This window comes from Nocardia vaccinii NBRC 15922 (assembly GCF_001613305.1).
GTDB classification, from domain to species: Bacteria; Actinomycetota; Actinomycetes; order Mycobacteriales; family Mycobacteriaceae; genus Nocardia; species Nocardia vaccinii.
Map to the genome: position 1 here is coordinate 229261 of NZ_BDCC01000012.1, position 23548 is coordinate 252808.

A 23548-nucleotide genomic window follows, 5' to 3' on the forward strand; every position below is an offset into this window, starting at 1 on the left:
TGGCGCCCGGCGCCCCTGACATTCACCCCGACAGCATACCCCAATTGGTCTATACCAATTGTTAACCCAGTGTTGGTGCGGGAAACACCAGACGGTCTAGACCATTGCGCATGATTTCGGTCATGCGATTGGTCATCGTCGGCGGCGGAATCCTCGGCACCGCACATGCCCTGGCCGCGACCGGCCGCGGGCATACGGTCATCCAGCTCGAACGCGAGATCGAGGCCCGCGGCGCCACGGTCCGCAACTTCGGGCTGGTCTGGGTATCGGGCCGCAGCGCGGGCGAATTGGAGTTGACGCTGCGTTCGCGCCGGTTGTGGGAGGAGATCGGCGGCCGGGTCACCGGAGTGGGATTCCGTGCGGCGGGCTCGATCACGCTGGTGCGCACCGAGGCCGAACTCGCCGTCGCCGGGGCCGCCGCGGCGGGCCCGAACGCGGACGAGCGCGGATTCGAACTCCTCGATCCTGACCGCGTGCGGGAATTGAATCCGGCCCTGCGCGGCAAATTCCTTGCCGGACTGCACTGTTCGACCGATGCGGTGGTGGAGTCGCGCCAGGCCATGCCCGCGCTGCGCGCCTATATGGAACGCACCGGCCGCTATACCTTCCATGCCGGAGCCGAGGCGCGCACGATCAGCGGCGGAGTCGTGGTGGACGATCGCGGCCGCCGCTTCGAGGCCGACCTGGTTCTGGTCTGCCCGGGGGCGGCGCATTCGGGCCTGACCCGGGAACTGGTGGGCGACATACCCGTTCGGCGCGTCCGGCTGCAGATGATGCAGACCGCCCCGCTGGGCGAACCGCTCACCACCGCCATCGCCGACGGCGACAGCTTCCGCTATTACCCGGGCTTCGCGGGCGAGGCACTGGAGCGGTTGCGACTCGAGCAGGCGCAGACGTTCACCGCCGCGCAACACCGCATGCAGTTGCTCTGCGTACAGCGGCTGCACGGCGGCCTGACCATCGGCGACACCCACGAATACGACGAGCCGTTCGGCTTCGACGTCGACGAGGCCCCCTACGAACACCTCACCGCCGTCACCGAGGAACTCCTCGGCCGCCGGTTGCCCCCGATCGTGCGCCGGTGGGCCGGTGTCTACAGCCAGAGCACCGACCCGAACGCCATCGTCACCCGCGCGCGAGCCGACGACGACGTGTGGGTCGTCACCGGTCCCGGCGGCCGCGGCATGACCCTGGGCCCCGCCATCGGCGAGGAAACCGCCGACCTGCTGAACCTCTGAAGGTCCCGACTCCGCGAAGGGAAATACTTTGTCCGACGAACGCATCGAGTTGGCCGTACTGGACATGGCCGGAACCACGGTCGCCGACGGCGGCCTGGTGTTGCGCGCCTTCGACGCCGCCGCCACCGCGGCGGACATCCCCGCGCGGGGCCCCGAACGCGAGGCGGCCACCGATTACGTGGTGCGCACGATGGGCCAGTCCAAGATCACGGTATTCCGCGCGATCCTCGGCGACGAGGAGCGCGTCCAGCGGGCCAATCGCGCCTTCGAGGCCGCCTATGCCGGTTTCGCCGCCGAGGCGACCCCCATTCCCGGTGCGGCACAGGCGATCACGCGACTGCGCGAGGCCGGGATCAAGGTCGCGCTGACGACAGGTTTCAGCCGCGGCACCCAGGACTGCCTGCTGGACGCGCTGGACTGGCACGAGATCGCCGACCTGACCCTGTGCCCCGCCGAGGCCGGACGTGGCCGCCCCTATCCGGACATGGTGCTCACCGCGCTGCTGCGCCTCGGCGCGGATGCGGTGGATCGTGTTGCGGTACTGGGCGATACGGCCAGCGATATCGAAACCGGCCTGGCCGCGGGCGCACGCGTCGTGGCGGGCGCGCTCACCGGCGCGCACACCGAGGACCGGCTGCGCGAGGCCGGCGCCACCCACATCGTGCCCTCGGTGGTCGAATTCGCCGACCTGCTGCTGGCCGAACACCCCCGACCCTTTCATCGCTCTCTTCCGCTCTGAACGAAAGTTGCAGTCATCGTGCGTATTTCGATCTCCCGCCTCGCACGCACCACGTTGATCCCGATTTCCGCCGCCGCCCTGACCCTGTCCGTCGCGGCCTGCGGCGGCACCGGTACCAGCGCGGGCGACGGCAAGACTGTCACCGTGTACTCCGCCGACGGCATGGCCGACTGGTACAAACCCGAATTCGCCGAATTCACCAAGCAGACCGGCATTTCGGTCAACTACGTGGAGGCCGGTTCCGGTGAGGTGGTGAACCGGATCGACAAGGAGCAGTCCAATCCGCAGGCCGATCTCGTGGTGACCCTGCCGCCGTTCATCCAGAAGGCCGCCGAGCAGGGGCTGCTCCAGGACAGCGGCGTCGACACCGGCGCGATCGCCGCGGCCGACAAGGATCCCGCCGGCAAGTACGTCACCCTCGCGGGCAACTACCTGACCTTCATCGCGAACCCGTCGGTCCACACCGAGGGCATCACCTGGGACGATCTGCTGAAGCCCGAATACAAGGGCAAGCTGCAGTATTCGACGCCCGGACAGGCCGGGGACGGCACGGCGGTGCTGGTTCTGCTGCAACAGCTCTACGGCAAACAGGGCGCACTGGACTACCTGGCAAAGTTGCAGGCCAACAATGTCGGCCCGTCCTCCTCGACCGGCAAACTGCAGACCAAGGTCGACAAGGGTGAGCTGCTGGTCGCCAACGGCGACATCCAGATGAACCTCATCGAGATCAAGGACAACGGGGCGAAGTTCGGCCTGTTCTATCCCGCGACGGCCGACGGCAAGCGCAGCACGGTCGCCCTGCCGTACGTCATGGGGATGGCCAAGGGCGCACCGCATCGCGACGCGTCCGCCAAGTTGATGACCTTCCTGCTCTCGGCCGATGTGCAGAAGACCCTGGGCCCGGACGCGATGGCGATCTCGGCACACACGGACCTCAAGGACGCCCCCGCGGGAACTCCGTCTCCCGCTTCGTATCTGAAGGACGTCACCGTGCTGACGCCGGACTGGAACAAGGTCCTCGACGATCTCGACGGCGATGTCGCCGCGTATCAGAAGGCCACCGGCAGCTAGACCGAAACCCCCAGGAGCGCAGCATGTTCGCACCGGCGACCTCCGCCACCGGCACCGACGCCGCCACCGGAACTTCCACCGAACCCGCGATCGTCTTCGATCGGGTCGGCGTCAGCTACGGTCGCGGCCGTCGGGCCACGACCGCCCTAGCCGAATTCACCCTGCGGGTGGCCGCCGGTGAGACGGTCGCGCTCCTGGGGCCCAGCGGTTCCGGGAAATCCACCGCGCTGAAGGCGCTGGCCGGATTCGTGCGGCCCACCTCGGGTGCGGTCCGGCTGGCCGGACGCGATGTCACCGATCTGTCGCCCGCCAAGCGCGGCATCGGCGTGGTCGTCCAGTCCTACGCGTTGTTTCCGCATATGCGGGTGTTCGAGAACGTCGCGTTCGGCCTGCGCTCACATCGGGTGCCGCGCAGGCAGATCCGGGATCGGGTGCGCGAGGTGCTGGAGATGGTCGGAATGGCCGACTACGCGCAGCGGTTGCCGCGCGAGCTGTCCGGCGGCCAGCAGCAGCGGGTGGCGATCGCGCGGGCCCTCGCGATCCGCCCCTCGGTGCTGCTGCTGGACGAGCCGCTCGCGGCCCTGGACGCGCAGTTACGCCAAGCCATGCTCGCCGAACTCCAGCAGCTGCGAAAAGCTCTGCCGGACACGGCGATGCTGTACGTCACCCATGACCAATCCGAGGCGTTGGCCCTCGCGGATCGGATCGCGGTGATGCGCGATGCCCGTCTGGTCGACGTGGACACCGCCGAGAACCTGTGGCGGCGACCGCCGAGCAGTTTCACCGCGGCGTTCCTGGGCGGGGCGAATCTGTTGCCGTGCACGGTGAAACATATTGCCGGTGACACCGCACTGGTCCAGTGCGGTGAACGCACCTTGCGTGCACAAGCGCCGAAACCCGGTGTCGGGCAGCTCGACTGGAAGCCCGATGACGACGGCCTGCTCTGCATGCGCCCGCACACCGTGCAGATCTGCTCCACCAACGAGCGCGACGCCGTCCTGGCCACCATCGTCTCCCGCGTATGGCGCGGCGCGACCAGCAGACTCCAACTGGACGTCACCGGCCTGCCGATCGAACTCACCGCCGACGTCCCCGGCCCGCTGGACATCGCGGACGGCGCCGTCGTCGGCGTCCGCCTCCCCGACCCGGCGGGCACGCTCATCCCCACCGCGGTCGGTGCGAGGCCGGGGGCTTTCACATGATCCGCACCCGCCCCACCGAAGCGGCCTCAGCACAACATAATTCAACCGTCATGCCACGAGCCGACGACGCACTCGATCCCCGCGCGGAGGCGCGTATGCGGCCACGCGACACTCGACGAACTCGGTACCGCACGCCCATCGGGCCCTGGGGGCACACGGAGGTCGATTGGGGGCAGCCGGATACCGAGAACCTCCCCGTACGGTGCCATCACACCACAAGAGTTGTTGCGGTCAGACCACATCGACCGGCCGGTTCGTCGGCCGGGTACCCGGTCCATGAGGGGGATTGGGTACCCGGTCGCACCATGTACGCCGGAGGGGAGTGGGCCCGATGAGCACCTCACTCGCCGTCGAACCGTCCGTCACGGGCGCAACCTCCGAACGGGAGGCGGCGCAGCGCAGCTGGCGGCCGATCGTCTGGTCCACCCCGCCGCTGCTGGTGGTGTTGCTGTTCGCGGTCTACCCGGTGGTGCGGGTGCTGACCGAATCCACCGCGAAGTCCGGGGCCTGGTCCCAGGTGCTCGGGTCGGCATCGTTCCGGAACGCGTTGTGGCGCACGGTATCCATCGCGGTCTGCTCGACCGCCGGATGCCTGGTGCTCGGTTCGTTCGTCGCGGTGGTACTGGCCTTCGTCCCCTTTCCCGGATCGGGCGCGGTGGGGCGGCTCATCGATACGGTGCTGACCCTGCCGTCCTTCCTGATCACGCTGGCGTTCACCTTCCTCTACGGCAGTGCCGGCGCGCTGGACGCGCTGCTCGCCCAGCTGACCGGAAACCACTCCCGCGCACTGAATTTCCTGACCACCCCCACCGGAGTCGTGCTCGCCGAGATCACCTACTTCACCCCGTTCGTGGTCCGGCCGCTGCTGGCCGCGTTCGCCCAGCTGCCGCGTGAGCAGTTGGACGTGGCCGCGAGCCTGGGCGCCTCACCATGGCGGGTGCTGCGACGCGTGGTGCTTCCCGAGGCGTGGCCCGCGCTGGCGGCGGGTGGCAGTCTGGTTCTGCTGTTGACGCTCAACGAATTCGGCATCGTGCTGTTCACCGGGGCCAAGGGCGTCATCACCCTGCCCGCGCTGATCTACACCCGCGGCATCGTCACCTTCGATCTGCCCGGCGCGGCGGTGCTGGCCACGGTGCAGGTGGCGCTGTCGCTGGCCCTGTACATCGCCTACCGCCTCGTCTTCGCGCGGCTCGCCGTCTCCCGCACGACCCAGGAGGGCTGATCATGCTGGTGTGGACCCGTCGCGGACGCGCGGTGGTACTCGCGGTCTTCGCACTGGTGGTTCTCGTGGTGTTCGCCGCCCCGATCGCCACCGTGGTGGCCGCGGCGCTGGCGGGCCGATGGACCGGTGCGCTGCCCGCGGAGCTCGGGCTGGGCAATTTCCGGCACGAATTGTCCGGCGAGCAGGCCGCCGGCCTGTCGGTGAGCCTGCAGACCGCCCTGCTGGCGGGCGCGATCTCACTGGTTCTGGGCACCTGGGCCGCGCTGTCGGCCCGGGAAGCGCCGAGCTGGTGGCGGCGGCTGACCGACACGGTATTCCATCTGCCGGTCGCGGTGCCGTCGGTGGCGATCGGGCTCGGCGTGCTGATCGCCTTCAACCAGCGGCCCATCCTGCTCGGCGGCACGAAATGGATTGTCATCGTGGCACATTCGGTGCTGGTACTGGCCTACGCGTTCAGCGCGGTCGCCGCGGCGCTGGACCGGCTCGATCCGAGTTACCGGCAGGCCGCCGAATCCCTCGGCGCGAGTCCGGCACGCGTGCTGACGCGGATCACCCTGCCTCTGCTGCTGCCCGCACTGGGCGCGGCCGCCGGTCTGGCGATCGCACTGTCCATGGGCGAGCTGGGGGCGACCGTGATGGTGTATCCGGCCACCTGGAAGACGTTGCCGATCAGCATCTTCGCCGATACGGATCGCGGCCGGGTGTTCGATGCCGCGGCAGGCACCACGCTGCTGGTGGCGGTCACTCTGCTGGTCCTGCTGATTCTGGGCCGGGTACGCGGCCGCGCGGTATTGCGTTGAGCTGGAGGGTATTACGCCGGACCGCAGGTTGATCCGATCACTGCTCGGGCAGCCTGCGACGGCCTCCGGCCACATCGATGACGAGATCGGTGTACCCGTCGACGAGTTCGGCCAGGTGGTACCAGTGCTTGTGGGTGGTGTCGCTGCGAGCGCCCTCCCGGTCGATGGCCTGGTTGGCCTCGACCCAACTGCGTGCCATCCGGTCGATCACCGCGCCGAGGCTTTCGGTGTGCAGCGAAGCGCCGTTGCGGTGCTGGGGCATCGCCCGCTCGACCCAGCCGTTGATGTCGTCCACGAGTTCGCCCCGCTGACAGTCGATCTCGGCGGCCATCATGGGGTCGCGCAGCCGCACGCGACGGGCGTGCATCTCGGCCAGCGCCCGCGCCGATCGCAGGAGTACCTGGTCATCCAAGCGTCGTCCCTGAAACGCGCACAACAATTGCGGCGCCGTCGGCAGCACACCAGCTATCGACATCGTCATTGCCGCACCCCGAAAAATCGGGACTGCACCAATATTTGCACCAACATAATTGGTCTCCGGATTGAGTTGTACCGGTCATCGGATCGGTGGAACACGACTAGGTTAGCTCGAATCATGCACGCACAAATGCAAGAACGCAAGATTGCATCCGCATCGGTTCGGTCAACCTCCGTTACCTTCTACCTGCGCAAGGATCGCCTGAGCCACATCGGCTTTCCGCCACGAAAGCACACCGGCCGCCCGGTTTCCGATCATTTACTGGACACGTCATCGCCAGACTGCACGGTACGCATTCCCCTGCGTCGACCTCCGGTGAACAACCGGCCTCGATTCCAGCCGGAACAATCAGCGCCGCAGCGGAAGTTCGCCGAAAGTATGCTGAAAAGTCCTCGGAAATAGCTCGGCGGATCAACCCGGACGGACGGTCCGGTATCCCGGTCACGGTCGGTGCGCCGACTCCGCCACGAGAACCGAAGCTCCGACTTCGCGAACCAGCCTCTCGTCGCGCCGCGTCCGGCACGAATCCCCCGTCCATTATGATCACCCACCTGCCACAACGCACGGGCGTGGTCCCGAATCGTGCACCTGGATCCCGATGCCCGGAACGTCCGGAACATCACGAACCGCATATCGCATCGATTCCCGATCCGTATCGTTGCGTGCCGGTTGCGGAGGGTCGGCAACCGCCGATATCCGCAGATGGCCGGGTTCGTGCCCCACTCGGCACGCAAGGCGAATAGGCTCTGCCCCAGACACATCGACGCATGCGGAACGCACGAGCGCATTCCGACGAGTGCACACGGGAGAGGGCGCGATGGCAGGTAAGCGCACTGTGCTGACGGTCCAGCTCAGACGGCTGGCGGTACTGCTGCAGGAGATGCGGGAGGAGGCCGGGATCAGCAAGGAGGAGGTCAGCTCCCAGACCGGGATCAACGTGACCACGCTGTACCGGATCGAAACCGCGCAGGCCCGCCCGCAACGACGCACGCTGATGACGATGCTCGACCTGTACGGCGTCGCGGAGGAGCGTCGCAACGACGCGCTGAAGCTCCTGTCCGAGGCGCTCAAGCCCGGTATGTCCCGCCCGTTCGAGGCCGCGGTGTCCGAGGTGTACGCCGCCTACATCAATTTCGAGACCGAAGCCCTCTCGGCGCGGCTGTTCCAGACCTCGTTCATCCCCGGCCTGCTCCAGACCGAGCGGTACGCCTGGGCGGTGCTGGACACCGCGATGCCCAAGGTCGAGGCGTCGGTGATCGAACAACGTCTGCGCGCGCGCGTGGAGCGCGGCAAGGTCCTGGCGCGCGAGGGCAATCCGCTCGAGCTGTGGGTGGTACTGGACGAGGCCGCGATCCGTCGCGTCGTCGGTGGCCGGGACGTGATGCGCGATCAGCTCGAACGGCTCAGCGAGTACTCCGACAAACGCAACGTCATCCTGCAGGTGCTGCCCTTCGACGCCGGCGCCCATCCGGCGATGGTCGGCTCGTTCGTGGTGCTGGACTTCCCCGAACCCGGCGACCCGGAACTGGTTTACGTCGAGGGCATCGCCGGCGACGACATCGTCGAGGGCCACAACGAGATTCGCCGTTTCGGGGTGATGTTCGACCAGCTCCGCGCGATGGCTTTGAGCCCGCGCGATTCGGCCGCCCTGGTCGCCGAGGCGGCCGCGCGACTGCGCTGAGCGGTTCAGGTCCGGCTGGCGCGGTTGTAGCCGACGACGGCCGGTATCGCGAAGACGACGATCGCACCCACCGACCAAGCCACGGTGGCCAGCAGCGGCACCCGGACCGGACCACCCAGGGACAATCCGCGCATCGCCTCGATCGCATACGTCATCGGCTGGTGCGCCACGATGGGTGCGGCCCAGCCCGGGTAGGCCGCCAGCGGCACGAATCCGGTCGAGAAGAACATCATCAGCGATGATCCGAGCGAAATCGCTTCCACCAGTCCGGATTTGGCGGTGAACACGGCCGCGGCGGTGACCAGGGTGGCGAAACCGAGGCCGTACAGCACGGGCACGCCGAGCAGCGCTATCGCGGCCGGAATCCCTTGGTGGAAGCGGAATCCCAGCGCGACGCCCACCGTGAACAGCACGACCGTACAGGTCAGGATCCGCACCGCCTCGGCCACGATGCGCGCCATCAGGCCCGAGGCGCGATGCACCGGCAGCACCCACAGCCGCGCCAGCAGTCCCGCATCCCGTTCCCGGCCCAGGGTGATCGCCCCCGCCAGCGAACCCGACATCACCCCGACCAAGGTCACCATCGGCACCGAACCGTAGAGCGCGCTCGCTCCGGAGAACGCCGTGACCTGATGCCCCAGAACGGTATTGATCATCACCAGCAGCAGCGCCGGGAAGCCGAGCGACTGCACCATCGTCACCGGATCGCGACGCCACCGCACCAGCAGCCGACGGGTCTGAATCATCGTCTGCGGCAACAGGTTCCGCAGTATCTCGGTGCGACCGGCCACCCGGGGCAGGTCCGTGACGGCCGTCATCGATGCCTCCGTCCCGCGACCACCGCCGAGGCGACGCCGAACAGCACCAGCCCGGCCAGCAGCCACAGCAACCCCGGCCCGAGCACCGCCCAGCTCACCGTATCCGTGTCACCGGACAGCGCCCGCATCACGTTCACGAATCCGGATACCGGCTGATTCCGCGCGAAGCCCTGGATCCAGCCCGGGAATTGATCGGCCGGTGCGAATCCGGTGGACACCATGCCCAGGATCAGCTGCGGCAGCACCAGCGCCTGGGTGGTCGCCTCCGGACTGCGCGACAATGCGCCCAGCAGATCACCCAGCAGACCGAGCAGCAGTCCGACCAGTACCGAGAAGAGCACGAAACCTACTGTGTGCCAGGCAGTTCCACGGAATCGTGCGCCGATCACGTACCCGCACACGATCGCCGCCGATACCGCGACGACGATGCGGTACAGCGTGGCGGTGGTGCGGGCGGCCAATGGCGTGACGACCGGCATCGGCATCGAGGCGAACCGGTCGTCCAGCCCGTCGCGCGCATCGGTGGCCGCCCGCAGCGCCGCCGCACCGGCGCAGAACGAGACCGCCTGCATCACGATCATCGGCATGAGGAATTGCGCATAGCTGCCGAACCCGTGCCCGAACGACATCACCCGATTCAGCGGAACATAGAACCCCAGCGTGAACACGCTGGGAGCCAACAGCGCCGTCACCAGCTCCCCGTTACGCACCGACGCCCGCACCATACGCAGCGTCAACACCCACCACTGCCGGGTCGCGGACGGCACGGATGCCGATTCGCCGCGACCCACAACCGCGGTGTACGCCTGCATCGCCGCACCTCGTTCCGACTCACGCGCCGACCGGATGAGCTCTCATCACACCAGACGAAACATCCTGAACAGCGCATTGACATGACCGGCCGGATGCACCGATTCGCGCACCCGGCCCCGACACTCGCTCAGAACACGTCCCCATCACCGCGCAGGTTCACCGCGGCCCGAGACTTCCCCATCAGGTTCCACCTCGACGGTACTCACCCTCCGCCGTACAACATCACAACGCCCCTGCACCCAGCACTCGAACACATCCCGCACCGCGGAAAACCTCCCCTGCTGACGACCCGGCCGACCGCCCTGCACGCGGCGGCCCGGCACCTTCGGCCCGCCGCGGGTGCGCCTGGTCCGGAACACCTCGATGAAACCGTTCGGCGGACCGGGCGAGTGCGGTGCGGCTACCCGATCCCGTACCGACGCAAGCACCCCAGGGTGCAGATCACCCCACCCTGCGAGGCGTACACGCAGCACTGGGGTTGCTGCCGAATCTCGTTGCGGGAAACGAGAGTTGAGGTACCGCGAATGCGGGGGTGCTCGAATCCGAAAGAGAGATGACGATGACGAAGCCGATTACGCCGTCCGGCGATACCTGCCATCCCACCCGGCCGCAGCACCCCCTCGCTCCCGCCGGACAACGTCACCGCCCGGCGGTGGCGGGTGTCGACACGCCCGATCCGCGCGAGCTGGATCGCTGGTCGAACCGGCTGGCCCGGATGCTCGTCGAGCACGGAGCCCGCCCCGGCAGCTGGATCGTCACGGCCGGTCTGCCCGCGCTCGAACGCGCGGTCACCCGCTGCGCCATCGCCAAGATCGGCGCGACCGCGACCCCGGCGGTCTGCACCGACACCCGCGGTCGCGCTCACCTCGGTGTGACGACCAAGGCCGCCCGCGGCGGATTGTCCGACGACATCACCTGGCTGGTGCTGGACGATCACACCACCCTGGTCCGCTACCTGACCGGTTCGGACGCACCGCTCACCGAGGCCGAACGGAACACGATCAATCGAGTGCACTGATCCGCGGGCGCGCACCACCCGGCAACCGCTGCGCAAGCGGTCCGGCGATCCGTTTCGCGCGGCCGTCGCGCTGTCAAGCCCCCGTACGGCCGTTGTGACGATTCAGCACGGTGAGTGCGCGCCTGGCACTCGGCCGCGCACTATGCTGACCGCCGTGCTCGAACCCAACGCCCCCGTCGCGCCTCACCCCGACATCGCCCGACTCGCTCCGCTGCTGGGCGTCTGGCGCGGTTCCGGACACGGCGAGTATCCGACCATCGAATCCTTCGATTATCAGGAGGAGATCCACTTCGGGCACGTGGGCCGGCCGTTCCTCACCTATCGTCAGCGCACCCGGCACGCCGCCGACGGCCGCTCGCTGCACGCGGAAACCGGCTATCTGCGCTGTGCGGGCCCGGATCGGATCGAGCTGATCCTCGCGCACCCGACCGGCATCACCGAGATCTGTGAGGGCACGCTGTCGGTCGACGACGACGGCCTGCACCTGGACATGGGCTCCACGTCGATCGGCCGGACCACCACCGCCAAGATGGTCACCGCCCTGGGCCGCACCTTCCGCGTATCCGGCGACACGATCGACTACACCCTGCGCATGGCCGCGGTCGGGCAGCCGGAACAGCATCACCTGGCCGCCAGCCTGCGACGCGCGGAGTAATACCGAAGCGAAACCAAATCGAGACCCGTCCACCGACCTGCGCAGCAGCCGGGTTTCGACGGCTTTTCCCCTGATTGGGGGGTTGTCGGCACGGAGCGTCCCGTTCTACCGTTTCGTGACCAGCTAACAACTGGCGATCACAGTTTCGGGACCCTTCGATCTCATACGCCCCCACGGGAGAAACCCTCATCGACAAGGGAGAAGCCCATGAAGCGGTCGACATTAGCCGTCATCACGGCGGGCATGATTCTGGCAGGTACCGGGGCCGTCGAAATCCTCGGCGACTATTCGGTCAGCTCCACCACCCCCGACCAGAACACCGCCCCCGCCGTCGCGCACGGCGACCTGAAACCCATATCCCAGCGCTGAGTCTCCACCGACCAATCCGCCACCGGCACGACGGTTCACCGGCGCGTAGCACCCTCATCCCGCTGGACCCGTACGCCACACTCCGACCATTCGGTGGCGACTGAAAACCCTTATGCCACCGCCGAGCTCGGGCCGAGCGCTACTCATCGCCGTGAGATTCCACGGCGACTCGCGGCTACCTCACCCCGCGCCTCGCCGACGAAATCACGCTTCGCCCGGTGGGAGCGCGGCGAGCATGTCCCGGGTGACGTCGACGGCGTTGTCGGAGCTGCCGCCGTCGACGAGCAGGGTCGCCCAGGCCATATCGCCGCGATAGCCGATGAACCACGAGTGGGATCCGCCCTCGACCTCGGCCTCACCCGTCTTGCCGTACACCTCGCCCTGGTCGGCGATGCGGGTGGCGGTGCCTTCCAGGACCACCTTGCGCATCATCAGCCGGAGCCCGGCGATCACCGTCGGGGCGGGCGCGGGACGCGGAGCGGAGACCTTGGTCGGATGTCCGGACAGCAGGTACGGCACCGGTGCGGAGCCGTGGGCCACGGTCGCGGCGACCAGGGCCATGCCGAACGGGCTGACCAGGACCCGGCCCTGGCCGATACCGTTCTCGGTGCGCTGGGTCAGGTCGTTGGTCGGCGGGACCGAGCCGGAGACCGTGGTGAGCCCGGTGATCGAATAGTCCGGGCCCACACCGAATCTCGTGGCCGTCGTGGTGAGCGCGTCGGCGGGCAGAGCACTGGCCAGTTTCGCGAAGGAGGTGTTGCAGGAGCGCGCGTACGCCTGCGACATCGGCACATCGCCCAGGCCGAACTCGTCGTAGTTCGGAATCGTGCGCTCCCCGATGACGATTCGTCCCGGACACGGCAGCACCGTATCGGGCGTGGCGGCGCCGGAGGCCATCGCCGCGGCAGCGGTCACCGTCTTGAAGGTGGACCCCGGCGGATACAACCCCGACATCGCGATCGGCCCGTCCGCATCGGCCGGTTCGTTCTGCGCCACGGCGAGTATCGCGCCCGTGGAGGGTTGTACGACAACCATCACGGTCTTGTCCGGCCGCCCGTCCACGGCCCGCTGCGCGGCATTCTGCACGGCCCGGTCGAGACTGAGCGCGAATGATGGAACAGGCTGCGGCGCAACCTCTTTCAGCACATCGGTATCGACGCCGTTGGCGTTGACGGTGACCACATCCCAGCCGTCCTTACCGTCGACCTCGTCGATGACGGTCTTGTGGACCTGCGCGATCAGATCCGGGGCGAAGCCGCGATCGGTGGGCACCATATCCCACTCCTTCGCGGTGGTGACCCCGGGAAGCCCCAGCAGATCGCCGCTGACCTGGTTGAACTCCACCTCGCTCAGCAGTGCGACGGTGTACGCGGCACCGGCTCGGCGCGCGGCGTTCGCGATGCCGTTCGCGGTGATGGTGTCGTCGAACCGGTGCAGTGCCGCGGCGAGCGCCCAGGTGCTGTACCCCGGATCGGTGGCCTGCGCCAGGGTGAACGTGATCCGGTGTACCACACCGGGAATCAGCACATCGGTCCCGGAGCGTTCGTTGACGCGGGCACGCGGCGCGGGCGTCTCCCGCAACGCCATCGTCTGGGTGTCGCCGAGCTGCGGATGGATGTCCGAGGCGGTCCACCGCAGCTGCCAGCCACCATCGACGCGCCCCATCTGCAATTGCCCGGTGTAGGTCCAGACGCGGTTCTTCGCCAGATGCCATTCGTAGGTGTAGTCGACGGTGGCGGTATCGCCGCTGACCCGAGCCGAGCCGGTATGCGCCGACATCGTTCGCGCGCCCAAGTTGTCCCATGCCGAGGCCAATGCCGTGGCGGCCTTGTCGGGCTGATTGGTGAGCCCCGCCGCCGCCTGCACATCGTGCCGGGCGAAGTCGGCGACGAAATCGGCCGCGGCGGCCAGCGGCCCCTTCGGCCCCGTCGCACACGCGTCCGCCGATACCGCGACCACCACGGCCGTCAACACCACGCCTGTCCGGCGACGCAGCTGCCGACAGTTGCGGAGTGACAGCGGAATTCGCAGTTTCACCATCGGGCGAAATGGTATCCAGCCAACGCCCCGCCAACCGGGCGACACACGGCACGGACAGACAGTACGGGCCGGTCAGTCCACCAGAATTGTGGCGAACGTGCCGATCTGCCGGAATCCGATGGCCGCATACGCGCGGCGGGCAACCTCGTTGTAGCTGTTCACGTACAGACTCGCCGTGCGCCCGGACGCCACCACCGAATTGGCCACCGTCGCGGTGCCCGCGGTGCCGAAGCCCTGCCCGCGCCGGTCGGGATGCACCCACACACCCTGAATCTGCCCGGTGCGCCGGGACATCGCACCCACCTCGGCCTTGTACACGACCTGTCCGTCCTCGAAACGCGCCCAGGCCCGGCCGGACTGGATCAGACTCGCCACCCGCCGCCGATAGCCGCGCCCGCCGTCCCCGGCGCGCGGATCCACCCCGATCTCCTCGGTGAACATCGCCACCGCGGCCACCAGATATCGATCGATCTCATCGATGCGCACTCGGCGCACCGCCGGATCGGCGAGCACCGCCGACGGCCCGTCCAGGGCCAGCAGCGGCTGTTCGGGCCGCACCTCGCGCGGCGGCCCCCACCGGCCACTCAGCAGCTCCCACAGCGGCAGCGCCAACTCCTGACGCCCCACCACCGAAGAACACACCCGCGGCCAGCGCGCCGCACGATCGGCGAACGCCTTCAGATCGTCGGGACCGCCGCGCAGCGGAATCAGATTCGCGCCGGAGAAGCACAGCGACTCCGCCGGACCGCCCCGGCTCCAGACCTCACCGAGCCCGCTGCGGGTCTCGATGCCGTATTCCTGTAGCCGGGCCACCACCATGCAGGACGCGACCGGATCGGCATCCAGCACCTGCAACACCCGGGACAAATCGCGATTGGTCAGCTGACGCGCACCGGACAACCGATTCCGTCGAGTGGGTTCCAGCACGCTCCGCACGATCACAGCCTGCCATGAACGGCCGGACCGTGCGGAGATTTGCGCCGGTCATTACCCGACGGTGACAACCGGCTCGCCCGAACCGGAGCCCTCGCCCATCTCCTCGGCGATGCGCATGGCCTCCTCGATGAGGGTTTCCACGATCTGGTGTTCCGGGACGGTCTTGATGACCTGGCCCTTCACGAAGATCTGCCCCTTGCCGTTGCCCGAGGCGACGCCCAGGTCGGCCTCGCGCGCCTCACCCGGACCGTTGACGACACAACCCATCACGGCCACGCGCAACGGCACCTCGAGTCCGTCCAGTCCGGCGGTGACCTCGTTGGCGAGGGTGTAGACGTCGACCTGCGCGCGTCCGCAGGACGGGCAGGACACGATCTCGAGTTTGCGCGGACGCAGATTCATCGACTGCAGAATCTGGTCGCCGACCTTGACCTCCTCGGCAGGCGGCGCGGACAGCGAGACCCGGATGGTGTCGCCGATCCCCTCGCTCAACAGCGCGCCGAACGCCACCGCCGACTTGATGGTGCCCTGGAACGCCGGCCCCGCCTCGGTGACGCCCAGATGCAGCGGATAGTCGCTCTGCGCGGCCAGCTGGCGGTACGCCTCGACCATGACCACCGGATCGTTGTGCTTGACCGAGATCTTGATATCGCCGAAGCCGTGGTCCTCGAACAGGCCCGCCTCCCACAGCGCCGATTCGACCAGCGCTTCGGGGGTGGCCTTGCCGTACTTCTCCAACATCCGCTTGTCGAGCGAACCGGCGTTGACGCCGATCCGGATCGGGATGCCCGCCGCGCCGGCCGCCTTGGCGACCTCCTTGACGCGGCCGTCGAATTCCTTGATGTTGCCCGGATTCACCCGCACCGCTGCACATCCCGCGTCGATGGCGGCGAAGATGTAGCGCGGCTGGAAGTGGATGTCGGCGATCACCGGGATCTTGGATTTGCCGGCGATGGTGGCCAGCGCGTCGGCATCCTCCTGCCGGGGGCACGCCACGCGCACGATATCGCAGCCCGAGGCTGTGAGCTGCGCGATCTGCTGCAGGGTGGCGTTGACGTCGTGGGTTTTGGTGGTGGTCATGGACTGCACCGAGATGGGGTGGTCGCTACCCACCCCCACAGTGCCGACCATCAGCTGGCGCGTTTTGCGTCGCGGTGCGAGGACCGCCGCTGGTGCGGCGGGCATACCCAATGCGATGGCACTGGTCACGTTCGGCTGCCTACTTTCCATATCTGCTCCACCGGATCTGTTGCCGAGTCTAGTGCTGCCGAATTGGCGGGCGCTGTGTGAGCCTCGATGCAGGGCAGGCCGGACCGGCCTGCGGCAGGTATTGAGCCGTACACAAGATATTCGGCGCACTACGACGGCTGGTTGGGTGCAACAGGTTTCACACCTGGACGACCCCCGTGACCGGCTCGGACCGCGTGGCAGGTGTGACCGATCACACAGCGCCGGACTCGGCGTCGGCCCTGCTCGGTCGTCCCCGCGTGAGAACTGCCGTATACCAACGCAATCCGGTTCATCACAGATGAGGGCGCGCCGGTCGACGGCGCGTCCGACAACGACATGGCTACCGGCATGATGCCGATTGCACACCGCGTCACCACCGTGCTAGCGTCGCGGCGATCGTGATCTATCAGCAGGAGGTGAGCCCCATGAACGCAGTATCCGCAGTGGGTGCTCCCCCGCAGTCCACGATCGCGCGGCTGAAGTAGTCCCGCCGGGAGCGCCGTCAGGCAATTCGCGAAAGGCGACTCCCGTGAACACAACACCTTCTTCAACTCCGCCCTTCACCTCGACGACGGCCTCCGACCGGCCGGGATCAGCCCAGGATCAGCCGCAGGTCGACGCGACCGGGCGGTTGCGCGCCACGGGTGAGCGCGCGTTGGTCCTCCACGGTGGTGGATCGGCCGGCAACGCGTGGGAGATCGGCGTCATCGCCGGTCTGTTGGATGGCGGACTGGATGTGACCGAGGCTGATCTGACCATCGGAACGTCGGCTGGAGCGACGGCCGCGGCCCAGATCACCAGCACCTCCCCGGCCGACCTGCTCGCCGCCATCCTCTCCGCCGCACCTGGCCAGCGGCCTGGTCCGGTCGGTCCCGGCGGTGGACGGGGTCCCATCGGCCCAGCGGCGAACCACATGGAGGTGACGAACCGGATCATCGCCGCCGCCGAGGATGCGGCCGACATGCGCCGCAGGATGGGTGCGGCGGCGCTCGACACGGACGCGGCGTCGGACGGCTCCGGGGCAACGCGGTGGCGCGCCACGGTCGCGGCACGACTGCCCGGCGTGCACTGGCCGGAACGAGCGATGCTCATCACGGCGGTCGACGCCCGTACCGGCGAGCCGGTCGTGTTCGACCGCCACAGCGGAGTCGACCTGGTGGACGCGGTCGCCGCCAGCACTTCCAACGGCTTCGGTGTCCCTCCCTACAGCATCGGCGACAGCCGATACATCGACGGCGGCTACCGACGCAACGAGAATGCCGATCTGGCAGCCGGATACGCACGGGTGCTGGTGCTGTCGCCCTTCGGCGGTCGATCGCGGCATCCGCTGGAGTGGGGCATGCAGCTTGCCGCGCAGGTCGACGAACTGCGCGCGGGCGGCAGCAGGGTCGAGACGATCTTCCCGGACGACGCCTCGCTCAACGCGTTCGGTGTCGACATGATGGATCTGTCGACGCGTCAGCCCGCGGCTCGAGCTGGTTACGACCAAGGCAGAGCCCTTGCCGAGCAGCTCACCGGATTCTGGCGCTGACGCCTGCCGATCGGGTCGCGCTCGGGCGGCGGTCATTCTCGGCGTGGTTGCCGCCGATGACGCCGCCCGGAGCGGGCGGGCTCCCGGCCGATCGGCTCGCCCGGGACGCCCCGGGGATAGTCGGGGCTCTCGCGTTGCCTACCGATCGAACCCACCCTCCGAGAGCCGATCGGTGAACGCATCCCACTCGAGTGAACCGAAGATCAACGCCGGGCCGGACGGATTTTTCGAGTCGCGGACGCCGACCATGCCCTCGTTCAGATGGGCGACTTCGACGCATTCTCCGCCGCTCACGCTCCGGCTACTCTTGAACCACCGCGCACCCGATAGATCAATGGTCATGATCCGTACTCCTTCTGCCTCGCCTCGATGAGACTGCGGGTGTCGTTCTCGCTCAAGGCTACTCGCTCGATGTCGGTCCAAGCGGCCCGATACATCTCGATCTCAGCAGGTTTATCCAGGTAGAGCGCACCGGCAATGCTTTCGAAATAGACGATCGGCGACTCCGTGAGAGCTGGATTCAGATGTTCCGGAAAATCAAGGAGGACAAAGTCTTTGCTATACAAACCCAGATGCACAGGAGCCCCGACGGCAACAGCCCGGATTGAAACATTCGGAAGCTGGCCGATCTCGAGAAGGCGGCACATCTGTTCGACCATAATCTTCTTGCTGCCCACATTCTGATGGAGTACCGATTCTTTCAGGAGGGCTTTCAATTTGAAGTTCGGATCACCAAGCCGTTCCTGCCGTTTCGCGAGTAGCCCGAGTTCGCTGTCGAGGTCCACGGGCCGCCCTTGCAACCCCCACAGTGATTGCCGATACTCAGGAACCTGGAGCAATCCCGGCAGAATCGCTGATTGCCAGGTCGAGTAGCTATGAGCCGCTGCCTCGAGGCCGATATACAGCTCTACCCACGGCGAGAATCCACCTGCGAACGACTGCCACCACCCGTCCTTCCGCGACTCGGCCGCGAGCCAGAGCAGAACCTCCCGGTCCTCGTCGGCGACCTCGTACAGGTCACACAGCAGATTGACGGTCACGCGCTTGATAGTGCTACTGCGTCCGGTTTCCAACCGCCACAACGTCTGTGCACCCATCTCGCACCGCCGGGCGGCGTTGGTCCGGGTCATCTTGCGCCCCTCTCGGAACTCACGCAGACGGCGACCGAGCTCGCGGCGCGGCAGAGAACTGTTGTGCGGTTCGTCAGACACTGAAACACCTACCTTCCGTTTGCGGGACCACCGTTCTGTATGACGTTCGGACTCGTTCCATTTCAAGTGGAATGTCTCGATCGTTCCAAACCAGATGGAGTGATTTCGTCTCCGGGCGAAATCCAACGGTGGCCTCCCACCGTACCCGTTCGGTGATTTACTGGGAGGCGTTCGTGACCACCGGTTCTCATCGGTCGGTTGTCCATTTCATCAATGCCACAACACTTTTCCAAAACGAACTCTTTCACACGACATTTTCCGAATTGCAGTTTCCCAAAAGCACCTGCACCAATCGCGTGACGTTCCAAACTGACAACCGACCAGAGGAAACGAAACATGCTGTACTACACCAGAACCGGCGAAACCATTGTCATCCCGTCGACAGTGTGTGAACGCGCCGAACTCGGCCTCGCGCACGACCAGATGCAGCGCCACCTGGACTGCCGGATCGACAGGTGCGCCTGGAAGTGGGTCGCCCATGCGACGCTCGTCCACCACGGCCGCGTCGTCCCACCACTCACCGGTCCGCACGAGCGAGCGTATCGCCGCGGCCTCGCCTTGCCCGTCGAGGCGACCGTGACGCGTGCACCGAATATCACTGAGCCGCAAACATTTCAGAAGATCCTCGACGGTCTCGACCGGCTCGCCCGGGAACTGCGCGGACAGGGCGATGCCCCATGAACCCGATGTCCGCGTGGGATGAACTGTCCAGCATCGTCACCGTCATCGCCGGGTCCGCGGTAGCCGTACTCGCCGTCGGCTGCGTGTGGCCGACTGCCCACCCGAACCGCCGCCGGCCCTCGCAGGCCCGCCACTCGCGACCACTCGGTAAGCCCGCACCCTCGAGCTGCCGAGCCTTCCCGAACTGCCACTGCCCCAACTCATCAGCCTGCACCTCGACCTCACAACGCCGCCGCCCGCCCCGGCCCCCGGTGGGAGCAACCGGCCAGGTCATGCCAGCGGCTCGGCCGGGATGCCCCACGCTCTCACCCTGTAGCCCTCCCTCTCAGCCGTTCACCCTGACCGACGCCCACCGCGACATGCAACTCCACCGTGACCACACCTGCGCCCGCAAACGCGCCGCCTTCGCCGCCCTGGTAGCCGCCGGATGCATCACCCCCGACTCCAGCCGCCCCCGCCAGCCATGACCGAAAAAGACGAAATTCATAGTACTCCAACGACATTCGTGCCGTTTTGGCTCGATGCGATAGCCCTCACCGCCCGCGCCGCCACCCTGGGCTACCGCCTCGTCCGCGACAACCCGACCCCCTACCAATGGCAACTGCTCGACCGCACCGACAACACTCCCCTCTACACCGCGGACACCCTCGAAGACATCGAAAACTGGCTCGACACATAGCCGTCCGCCACTTCGGCCAACGACACCGAGGCGAACCACATCGGTTCAGCACCCCTGAGCAACCGCGCGGCTCGACCCACACCAGCCCGACAGAGGTTCGGCCTGCGCAAAACGCCGAACTCCCGGCATATCCGAACGCGGCGTGAGTGGACGGTTCGCAAGTGAGACGAACGGCTCCTACTGGCGGGTGGAGAGTTCGCCGAGCAGCTTCCAGGTCCGGCGCTGGTCGTCTGTGCCTGCCAGGTCGGTCGAGGTGAGTACCACCTCGGTGGCGCCCGCGTCGAAGTAGCGCTGGATTTCGGCGGCAACAGTGTCTTCATCGCCGATAACGGCCAAGTCGGCGGCCCGTGTCGCGCCTTCGAGCTCGATCACCCTGCGGTAGGACGGTACCTGTTCGTAGAACGCCAGTTGGTGCACGGCCTTGGCGCGCGTGCCCGCGATGTCCGAGGTCACCACGCCCGGCACGAAAGCGACGATGCGCGGGGCGGCCCCGGCGGACTTGGTCACGGCGGGGACGATGTGCTCCCCGAGTGTCTTCGGTCCCGCCAGGTACGGCAGGATGCCGTCGGCGAGTTCGCCACTGACTCGCAAAGCCTGTGGGCCCATTGCGGCCACCAGCACCGGAACCCGTGGCCGTGCCCCGATGACGGCGGTCGGCAAGGGCGGTGTGACGGTGAACAGTTCGCCGTGGAAGTCGGCGGCCTCGGTGTCGAAGAGTTCCCGTAGCCCGGTGAGGAATTCGCGCAACCGGGCGATCGGCCGATCGAACTCGGCACCGAAAGCGCTTGCGGCAAGCGCTGATCCGAGGGCCAGACCCAGATGGTAGCGGCCGTTCGTCGCGGCTTGCGCGGTCTGGGCTTGCGCGGAGACCAGCAGTGGATGGCGTCCGATCACTGGAATCGCCGAGGTGCCGACCTGTAGTTCCGGAACCTCGCGGCCCACTATCGCGGCCAGCATCGGTGAGTCGTAATCCATCCGCTGCCCGAACCACACCGAGCCCACGCCGCGCTCCGCCACAGCTCGCGCCTGTTGCACGATCTCCTCGACATAGTTGACGACAGGCGTATGGGCCAGTGCGACTCCGAGTGTCATGGCCGGACCAACATTGTTCTCCGCGTACCTATTCCGCCGCGGCGGGACAGTCTTCGCTCGGGGACCCGGTACCGGCATCCGCAGCCTGCCCGGATACAGCCCGGCCTCGCGATTCTACGGCAACGCTCTGAAAACTAGCAAAGCTAGACAAAGTAGCGGGCCGATGTTATCGTTGCTCCAGTTTCTAGCGCCGCTAGATCATAGAAAAGGGAGCCGAAATGCTCGTTGTCACCGGCCAGATCATTGCCACCGTCGCCGTTCTCGCCAATGCCGTCATCTATGGCACCGATGTCTGCGGGGCCGTGATCATGCGGTCCGTATACCGCAAACTCGATGACGCGACCGTGACCATCAGCGCCGGATGGGGTCACTATTACGGCGACAGGCGCATGCCGGTCTTCGGCGCGGGCGGTGTGGTCACCGCCGTGCTCACGCTGCTGATCGCGCTGTTGGCCGGGCAGATCGGCGCCGCCATCGCGGCGGGGATAACGGTGGCGGCACTGCTGACCTGGCTCGCCTGCTACGTCCGCATCGCCAAGCCGATCAACACCCAGCAGACCGCCGCCGCGCAGAGCGGCATCATTCCGGCCAATGCCCGTGCGCTGCAGGACAAGTGGGACAGCATTCTGAAGTACCGGGTCGCCCTGCAGTTCATCGCCGTCGCCGGACTGTGCGCCACGCTGATCCTGTTCTGATCCCGGAGCGCGGGGCAGGCCGCGCACCCGACAACTTCCGGCTCATCGCCGGGGGCACACATGATTTCGAAATCACCGAGGAGTAACCGACATGACCTTCACCATCAATGAACAGAAGTTCCTGGCGGAGGCGGGGATCGGCCGGCTGGCGACCGTGTCGCCCGACGGCGTTGTGCAGAACAACCCGACCAGCTATCGAGTCAACGCGGACGGCACGATCGACATCGGAGGCATGCGCATGCGTGCCAGTCGCAAGTACCGCAATGTCGAGGCGGGCAGCCGGGTGTCGTTCGTCGTCGATCAACAGGTTTCCTTGGAGCCCTATGTGATTCGCGGCATCGAGGTACGGGGCACGGCCGAGGCGCTCGCTGACCAAGAGCCGCCGTTCCCACCCCAGGAACGCGCGGTCATCCGGATTCACCCCGAACGGGTCATCTCCTGGGGCATCGACGGCGGATCCTTCGACTTCACCAGTCGCGGCGCCGAGTAGCCGGGCATCGCGGGCGATCCCCGCGAAAGGCCGTCACCGATCGAGAGGAAAACAGCCGGGAACGACTACCGGCTCCTCGCGGATTCAACTCTTGGACCGGCGCATGAGAGCGGTGACTCGGAGGGGAGGGCACGCCGGATCATCCGGAAGTACGAAGGCCGGCTATCCAGGCGTTCCCGGATGGCCGAGACCGACGAGTTTGGTCAGGAATCGGTCGAGTTGTTCAGCGGCGGGGGGCCAGGGCATATCGGGTTCGTTGATGCGTTGGGCGAGCATGCCGTTCACGGCGGTGCGCAGGTCGATGGCGACCGTGGTCGGGTCGTCGGCAGGGGCGAGGTTCGCGTCCATGCAGCGCCGCACGGCGTCGACGGTGCGCTGGACCATCACCTCCTTGAAGGGCATGCCGAGCCTGCGGTGCACCGAACTCTCGTGCAGGACCTTGTACAGACCGGGATGCTGCTCGGCCCAGGCGACCTGGGCCAGCATTCGCGCGCGCAGGCCGCGGCCGGGATCCGGCGCACCGGCATCCGCCATGTCGCCGACGCCCACCAGTTCCTCATGGCAGCGCTGAGCCACCGCGAGCACCAGCGAATCCCGGTCGGGGAAGTGCAGATACACCGAGGTGGCGGCGATCCCGATGGTGCGGGCCACAGCGCGCAGCGACAGCGCCTCATCGTCGGCGAGTTCGTCGAGCATCCGCATCGCGGTCCCGACGATCTCCTCCCGGAGCATCTCGCCGCGGCCGCGAGCGTTCGGGCGGCGGCGCGGGGCCGAGATCTCGTCCATAACAGGCATTGTAACCGGACAGCCATAGCGCTACATTTATAGCGCTACAGCTGTAGCGCAACATCTGTTCATA

25 protein-coding genes are annotated in these 23548 nt (G+C 67.2%); 15 read left to right on the forward strand and 10 right to left on the reverse strand.

What is annotated here, in order from left to right:
- Positions 1-122 precede the first annotated feature (122 nt).
- From NV1_RS09630 to NV1_RS09655, 6 genes are all read left to right on the forward strand, one after another.
- The gene (locus NV1_RS09630) at positions 123-1238 is read left to right on the forward strand and encodes a TIGR03364 family FAD-dependent oxidoreductase (protein ID WP_067888099.1); all 1116 of its coding nucleotides are present in this window, start codon (positions 123-125) and stop codon (positions 1236-1238) included.
- A 28-nt stretch (positions 1239-1266) separates the two neighbouring features.
- Positions 1267-1977, forward strand: coding sequence for a phosphonatase-like hydrolase (locus NV1_RS09635; protein WP_084525217.1), 711 nt, complete (start codon positions 1267-1269; stop codon positions 1975-1977).
- An 18-nt stretch (positions 1978-1995) separates the two neighbouring features.
- Positions 1996-3048 carry a 2-aminoethylphosphonate ABC transporter substrate-binding protein gene (locus NV1_RS09640; protein WP_157116724.1) on the forward strand — a complete coding sequence of 351 codons (1053 nt, stop codon included), beginning with the start codon at positions 1996-1998 and terminating at the stop codon, positions 3046-3048.
- 23 nt (positions 3049-3071) lie between these two features.
- Positions 3072-4250, forward strand: a complete 1179-nt coding sequence (locus NV1_RS09645) for an ABC transporter ATP-binding protein (protein ID WP_067888102.1) — start codon at positions 3072-3074, stop codon at positions 4248-4250.
- Positions 4251-4581: 331 nt separating this feature from the next.
- Entirely contained in the window at positions 4582-5472 is an 891-nt protein-coding gene (locus NV1_RS09650; RefSeq protein ID WP_067888105.1) for a 2-aminoethylphosphonate ABC transporter permease subunit, read from the forward strand.
- Positions 5473-5474: 2 nt separating this feature from the next.
- On the forward strand, positions 5475-6272 hold the full coding sequence (locus tag NV1_RS09655; RefSeq protein ID WP_067888107.1) for an ABC transporter permease: 798 nt from the start codon (positions 5475-5477) through the stop codon (positions 6270-6272).
- Positions 6273-6309: 37 nt separating this feature from the next.
- On the opposite strand, the gene NV1_RS09660 is transcribed toward NV1_RS09655, so the two are convergent.
- Complete coding sequence (locus NV1_RS09660) at positions 6310-6753, reverse strand: DUF4254 domain-containing protein (RefSeq protein WP_067888111.1); 444 nt, start codon at positions 6751-6753, stop codon at positions 6310-6312.
- 814 nt (positions 6754-7567) lie between these two features.
- Here NV1_RS09660 and NV1_RS09665 point away from each other — a divergent pair.
- Positions 7568-8431, forward strand: a complete 864-nt coding sequence (locus NV1_RS09665) for a helix-turn-helix domain-containing protein (protein ID WP_067888880.1) — start codon at positions 7568-7570, stop codon at positions 8429-8431.
- Between the two features lie 5 nt (positions 8432-8436).
- On the opposite strand, the gene NV1_RS09670 is transcribed toward NV1_RS09665, so the two are convergent.
- The gene (locus NV1_RS09670) at positions 8437-9249 is read right to left on the reverse strand and encodes an ABC transporter permease (RefSeq protein ID WP_067888114.1); all 813 of its coding nucleotides are present in this window, start codon (positions 9247-9249) and stop codon (positions 8437-8439) included.
- The gene (locus tag NV1_RS09675; protein WP_067888117.1) at positions 9246-10061 is read right to left on the reverse strand and encodes an ABC transporter permease; all 816 of its coding nucleotides are present in this window, start codon (positions 10059-10061) and stop codon (positions 9246-9248) included. Before NV1_RS09675 ends, NV1_RS09670 begins: the two co-directional genes overlap by 4 nt.
- 560 nt (positions 10062-10621) lie before the next feature.
- On the opposite strand from NV1_RS09675, the gene NV1_RS09680 reads away from it, so the two are divergent.
- From NV1_RS09680 to NV1_RS43375, 3 genes are all read left to right on the forward strand, one after another.
- Complete coding sequence (locus NV1_RS09680) at positions 10622-11080, forward strand: hypothetical protein (RefSeq protein ID WP_157116726.1); 459 nt, start codon at positions 10622-10624, stop codon at positions 11078-11080.
- 142 nt (positions 11081-11222) lie between these two features.
- On the forward strand, positions 11223-11735 hold the full coding sequence (locus tag NV1_RS09685) for a peroxynitrite isomerase (protein WP_067888123.1): 513 nt from the start codon (positions 11223-11225) through the stop codon (positions 11733-11735).
- Between the two features lie 207 nt (positions 11736-11942).
- Positions 11943-12104 (forward strand): hypothetical protein, encoded by a 162-nt coding sequence (locus tag NV1_RS43375; protein WP_157116728.1) that lies wholly within the window; start codon positions 11943-11945, stop codon positions 12102-12104.
- A gap of 204 nt (positions 12105-12308) precedes the next feature.
- Here the strand turns inward: NV1_RS43375 and NV1_RS09690 are convergent, their stop codons facing one another.
- The 3 genes from NV1_RS09690 to ispG all read right to left on the reverse strand — a co-directional run bounded on the left by NV1_RS09690 (position 12309) and on the right by ispG (position 16289).
- Entirely contained in the window at positions 12309-14144 is a 1836-nt protein-coding gene (locus NV1_RS09690; RefSeq protein ID WP_084525218.1) for a penicillin-binding transpeptidase domain-containing protein, read from the reverse strand.
- A gap of 72 nt (positions 14145-14216) precedes the next feature.
- Positions 14217-15080, reverse strand: coding sequence for a GNAT family N-acetyltransferase (locus tag NV1_RS09695; protein ID WP_245713629.1), 864 nt, complete (start codon positions 15078-15080; stop codon positions 14217-14219).
- Positions 15081-15131: 51 nt separating this feature from the next.
- Positions 15132-16289 (reverse strand): flavodoxin-dependent (E)-4-hydroxy-3-methylbut-2-enyl-diphosphate synthase, encoded by a 1158-nt coding sequence (gene ispG / locus NV1_RS09700; RefSeq protein WP_067888126.1) that lies wholly within the window; start codon positions 16287-16289, stop codon positions 15132-15134.
- 550 nt (positions 16290-16839) lie between these two features.
- Between ispG and NV1_RS09705 the strand changes: the two genes are divergently transcribed.
- Positions 16840-17841 (forward strand): patatin-like phospholipase family protein, encoded by a 1002-nt coding sequence (locus NV1_RS09705; protein WP_067888129.1) that lies wholly within the window; start codon positions 16840-16842, stop codon positions 17839-17841.
- A 138-nt stretch (positions 17842-17979) separates the two neighbouring features.
- On the opposite strand, the gene NV1_RS09710 is transcribed toward NV1_RS09705, so the two are convergent.
- Both NV1_RS09710 and NV1_RS09715 read right to left on the reverse strand, forming a co-directional pair.
- Complete coding sequence (locus NV1_RS09710; protein WP_067888132.1) at positions 17980-18183, reverse strand: DUF397 domain-containing protein; 204 nt, start codon at positions 18181-18183, stop codon at positions 17980-17982.
- Entirely contained in the window at positions 18180-19052 is an 873-nt protein-coding gene (locus NV1_RS09715; protein ID WP_157116730.1) for a helix-turn-helix domain-containing protein, read from the reverse strand. Before NV1_RS09715 ends, NV1_RS09710 begins: the two co-directional genes overlap by 4 nt.
- 336 nt (positions 19053-19388) lie before the next feature.
- Here NV1_RS09715 and NV1_RS09720 point away from each other — a divergent pair, with 336 nt between their 5' ends.
- Positions 19389-19733, forward strand: coding sequence for a hypothetical protein (locus NV1_RS09720; protein ID WP_067888137.1), 345 nt, complete (start codon positions 19389-19391; stop codon positions 19731-19733).
- A 463-nt stretch (positions 19734-20196) separates the two neighbouring features.
- Positions 20197-20412, forward strand: coding sequence for a hypothetical protein (locus NV1_RS43380; protein WP_157116732.1), 216 nt, complete (start codon positions 20197-20199; stop codon positions 20410-20412).
- Positions 20413-20589: 177 nt separating this feature from the next.
- Here NV1_RS43380 and NV1_RS09730 read toward each other — a convergent pair whose 3' ends face one another.
- Positions 20590-21504 (reverse strand): TIGR03564 family F420-dependent LLM class oxidoreductase, encoded by a 915-nt coding sequence (locus NV1_RS09730; RefSeq protein WP_067888141.1) that lies wholly within the window; start codon positions 21502-21504, stop codon positions 20590-20592.
- Positions 21505-21722: 218 nt separating this feature from the next.
- Here NV1_RS09730 and NV1_RS09735 point away from each other — a divergent pair, with 218 nt between their 5' ends.
- Both NV1_RS09735 and NV1_RS09740 read left to right on the forward strand, forming a co-directional pair.
- On the forward strand, positions 21723-22199 hold the full coding sequence (locus tag NV1_RS09735) for a DUF1772 domain-containing protein (RefSeq protein ID WP_067888143.1): 477 nt from the start codon (positions 21723-21725) through the stop codon (positions 22197-22199).
- Between the two features lie 91 nt (positions 22200-22290).
- Positions 22291-22689 carry a PPOX class F420-dependent oxidoreductase gene (locus tag NV1_RS09740; RefSeq protein WP_067888146.1) on the forward strand — a complete coding sequence of 133 codons (399 nt, stop codon included), beginning with the start codon at positions 22291-22293 and terminating at the stop codon, positions 22687-22689.
- Positions 22690-22851: 162 nt separating this feature from the next.
- Here the strand turns inward: NV1_RS09740 and NV1_RS09745 are convergent, their stop codons facing one another.
- Positions 22852-23475: a TetR/AcrR family transcriptional regulator gene (locus NV1_RS09745; RefSeq protein WP_157116734.1), complete on the reverse strand. Its 624-nt coding sequence runs from the start codon at positions 23473-23475 to the stop codon at positions 22852-22854.
- Positions 23476-23548: the final 73 nt, after the last annotated feature.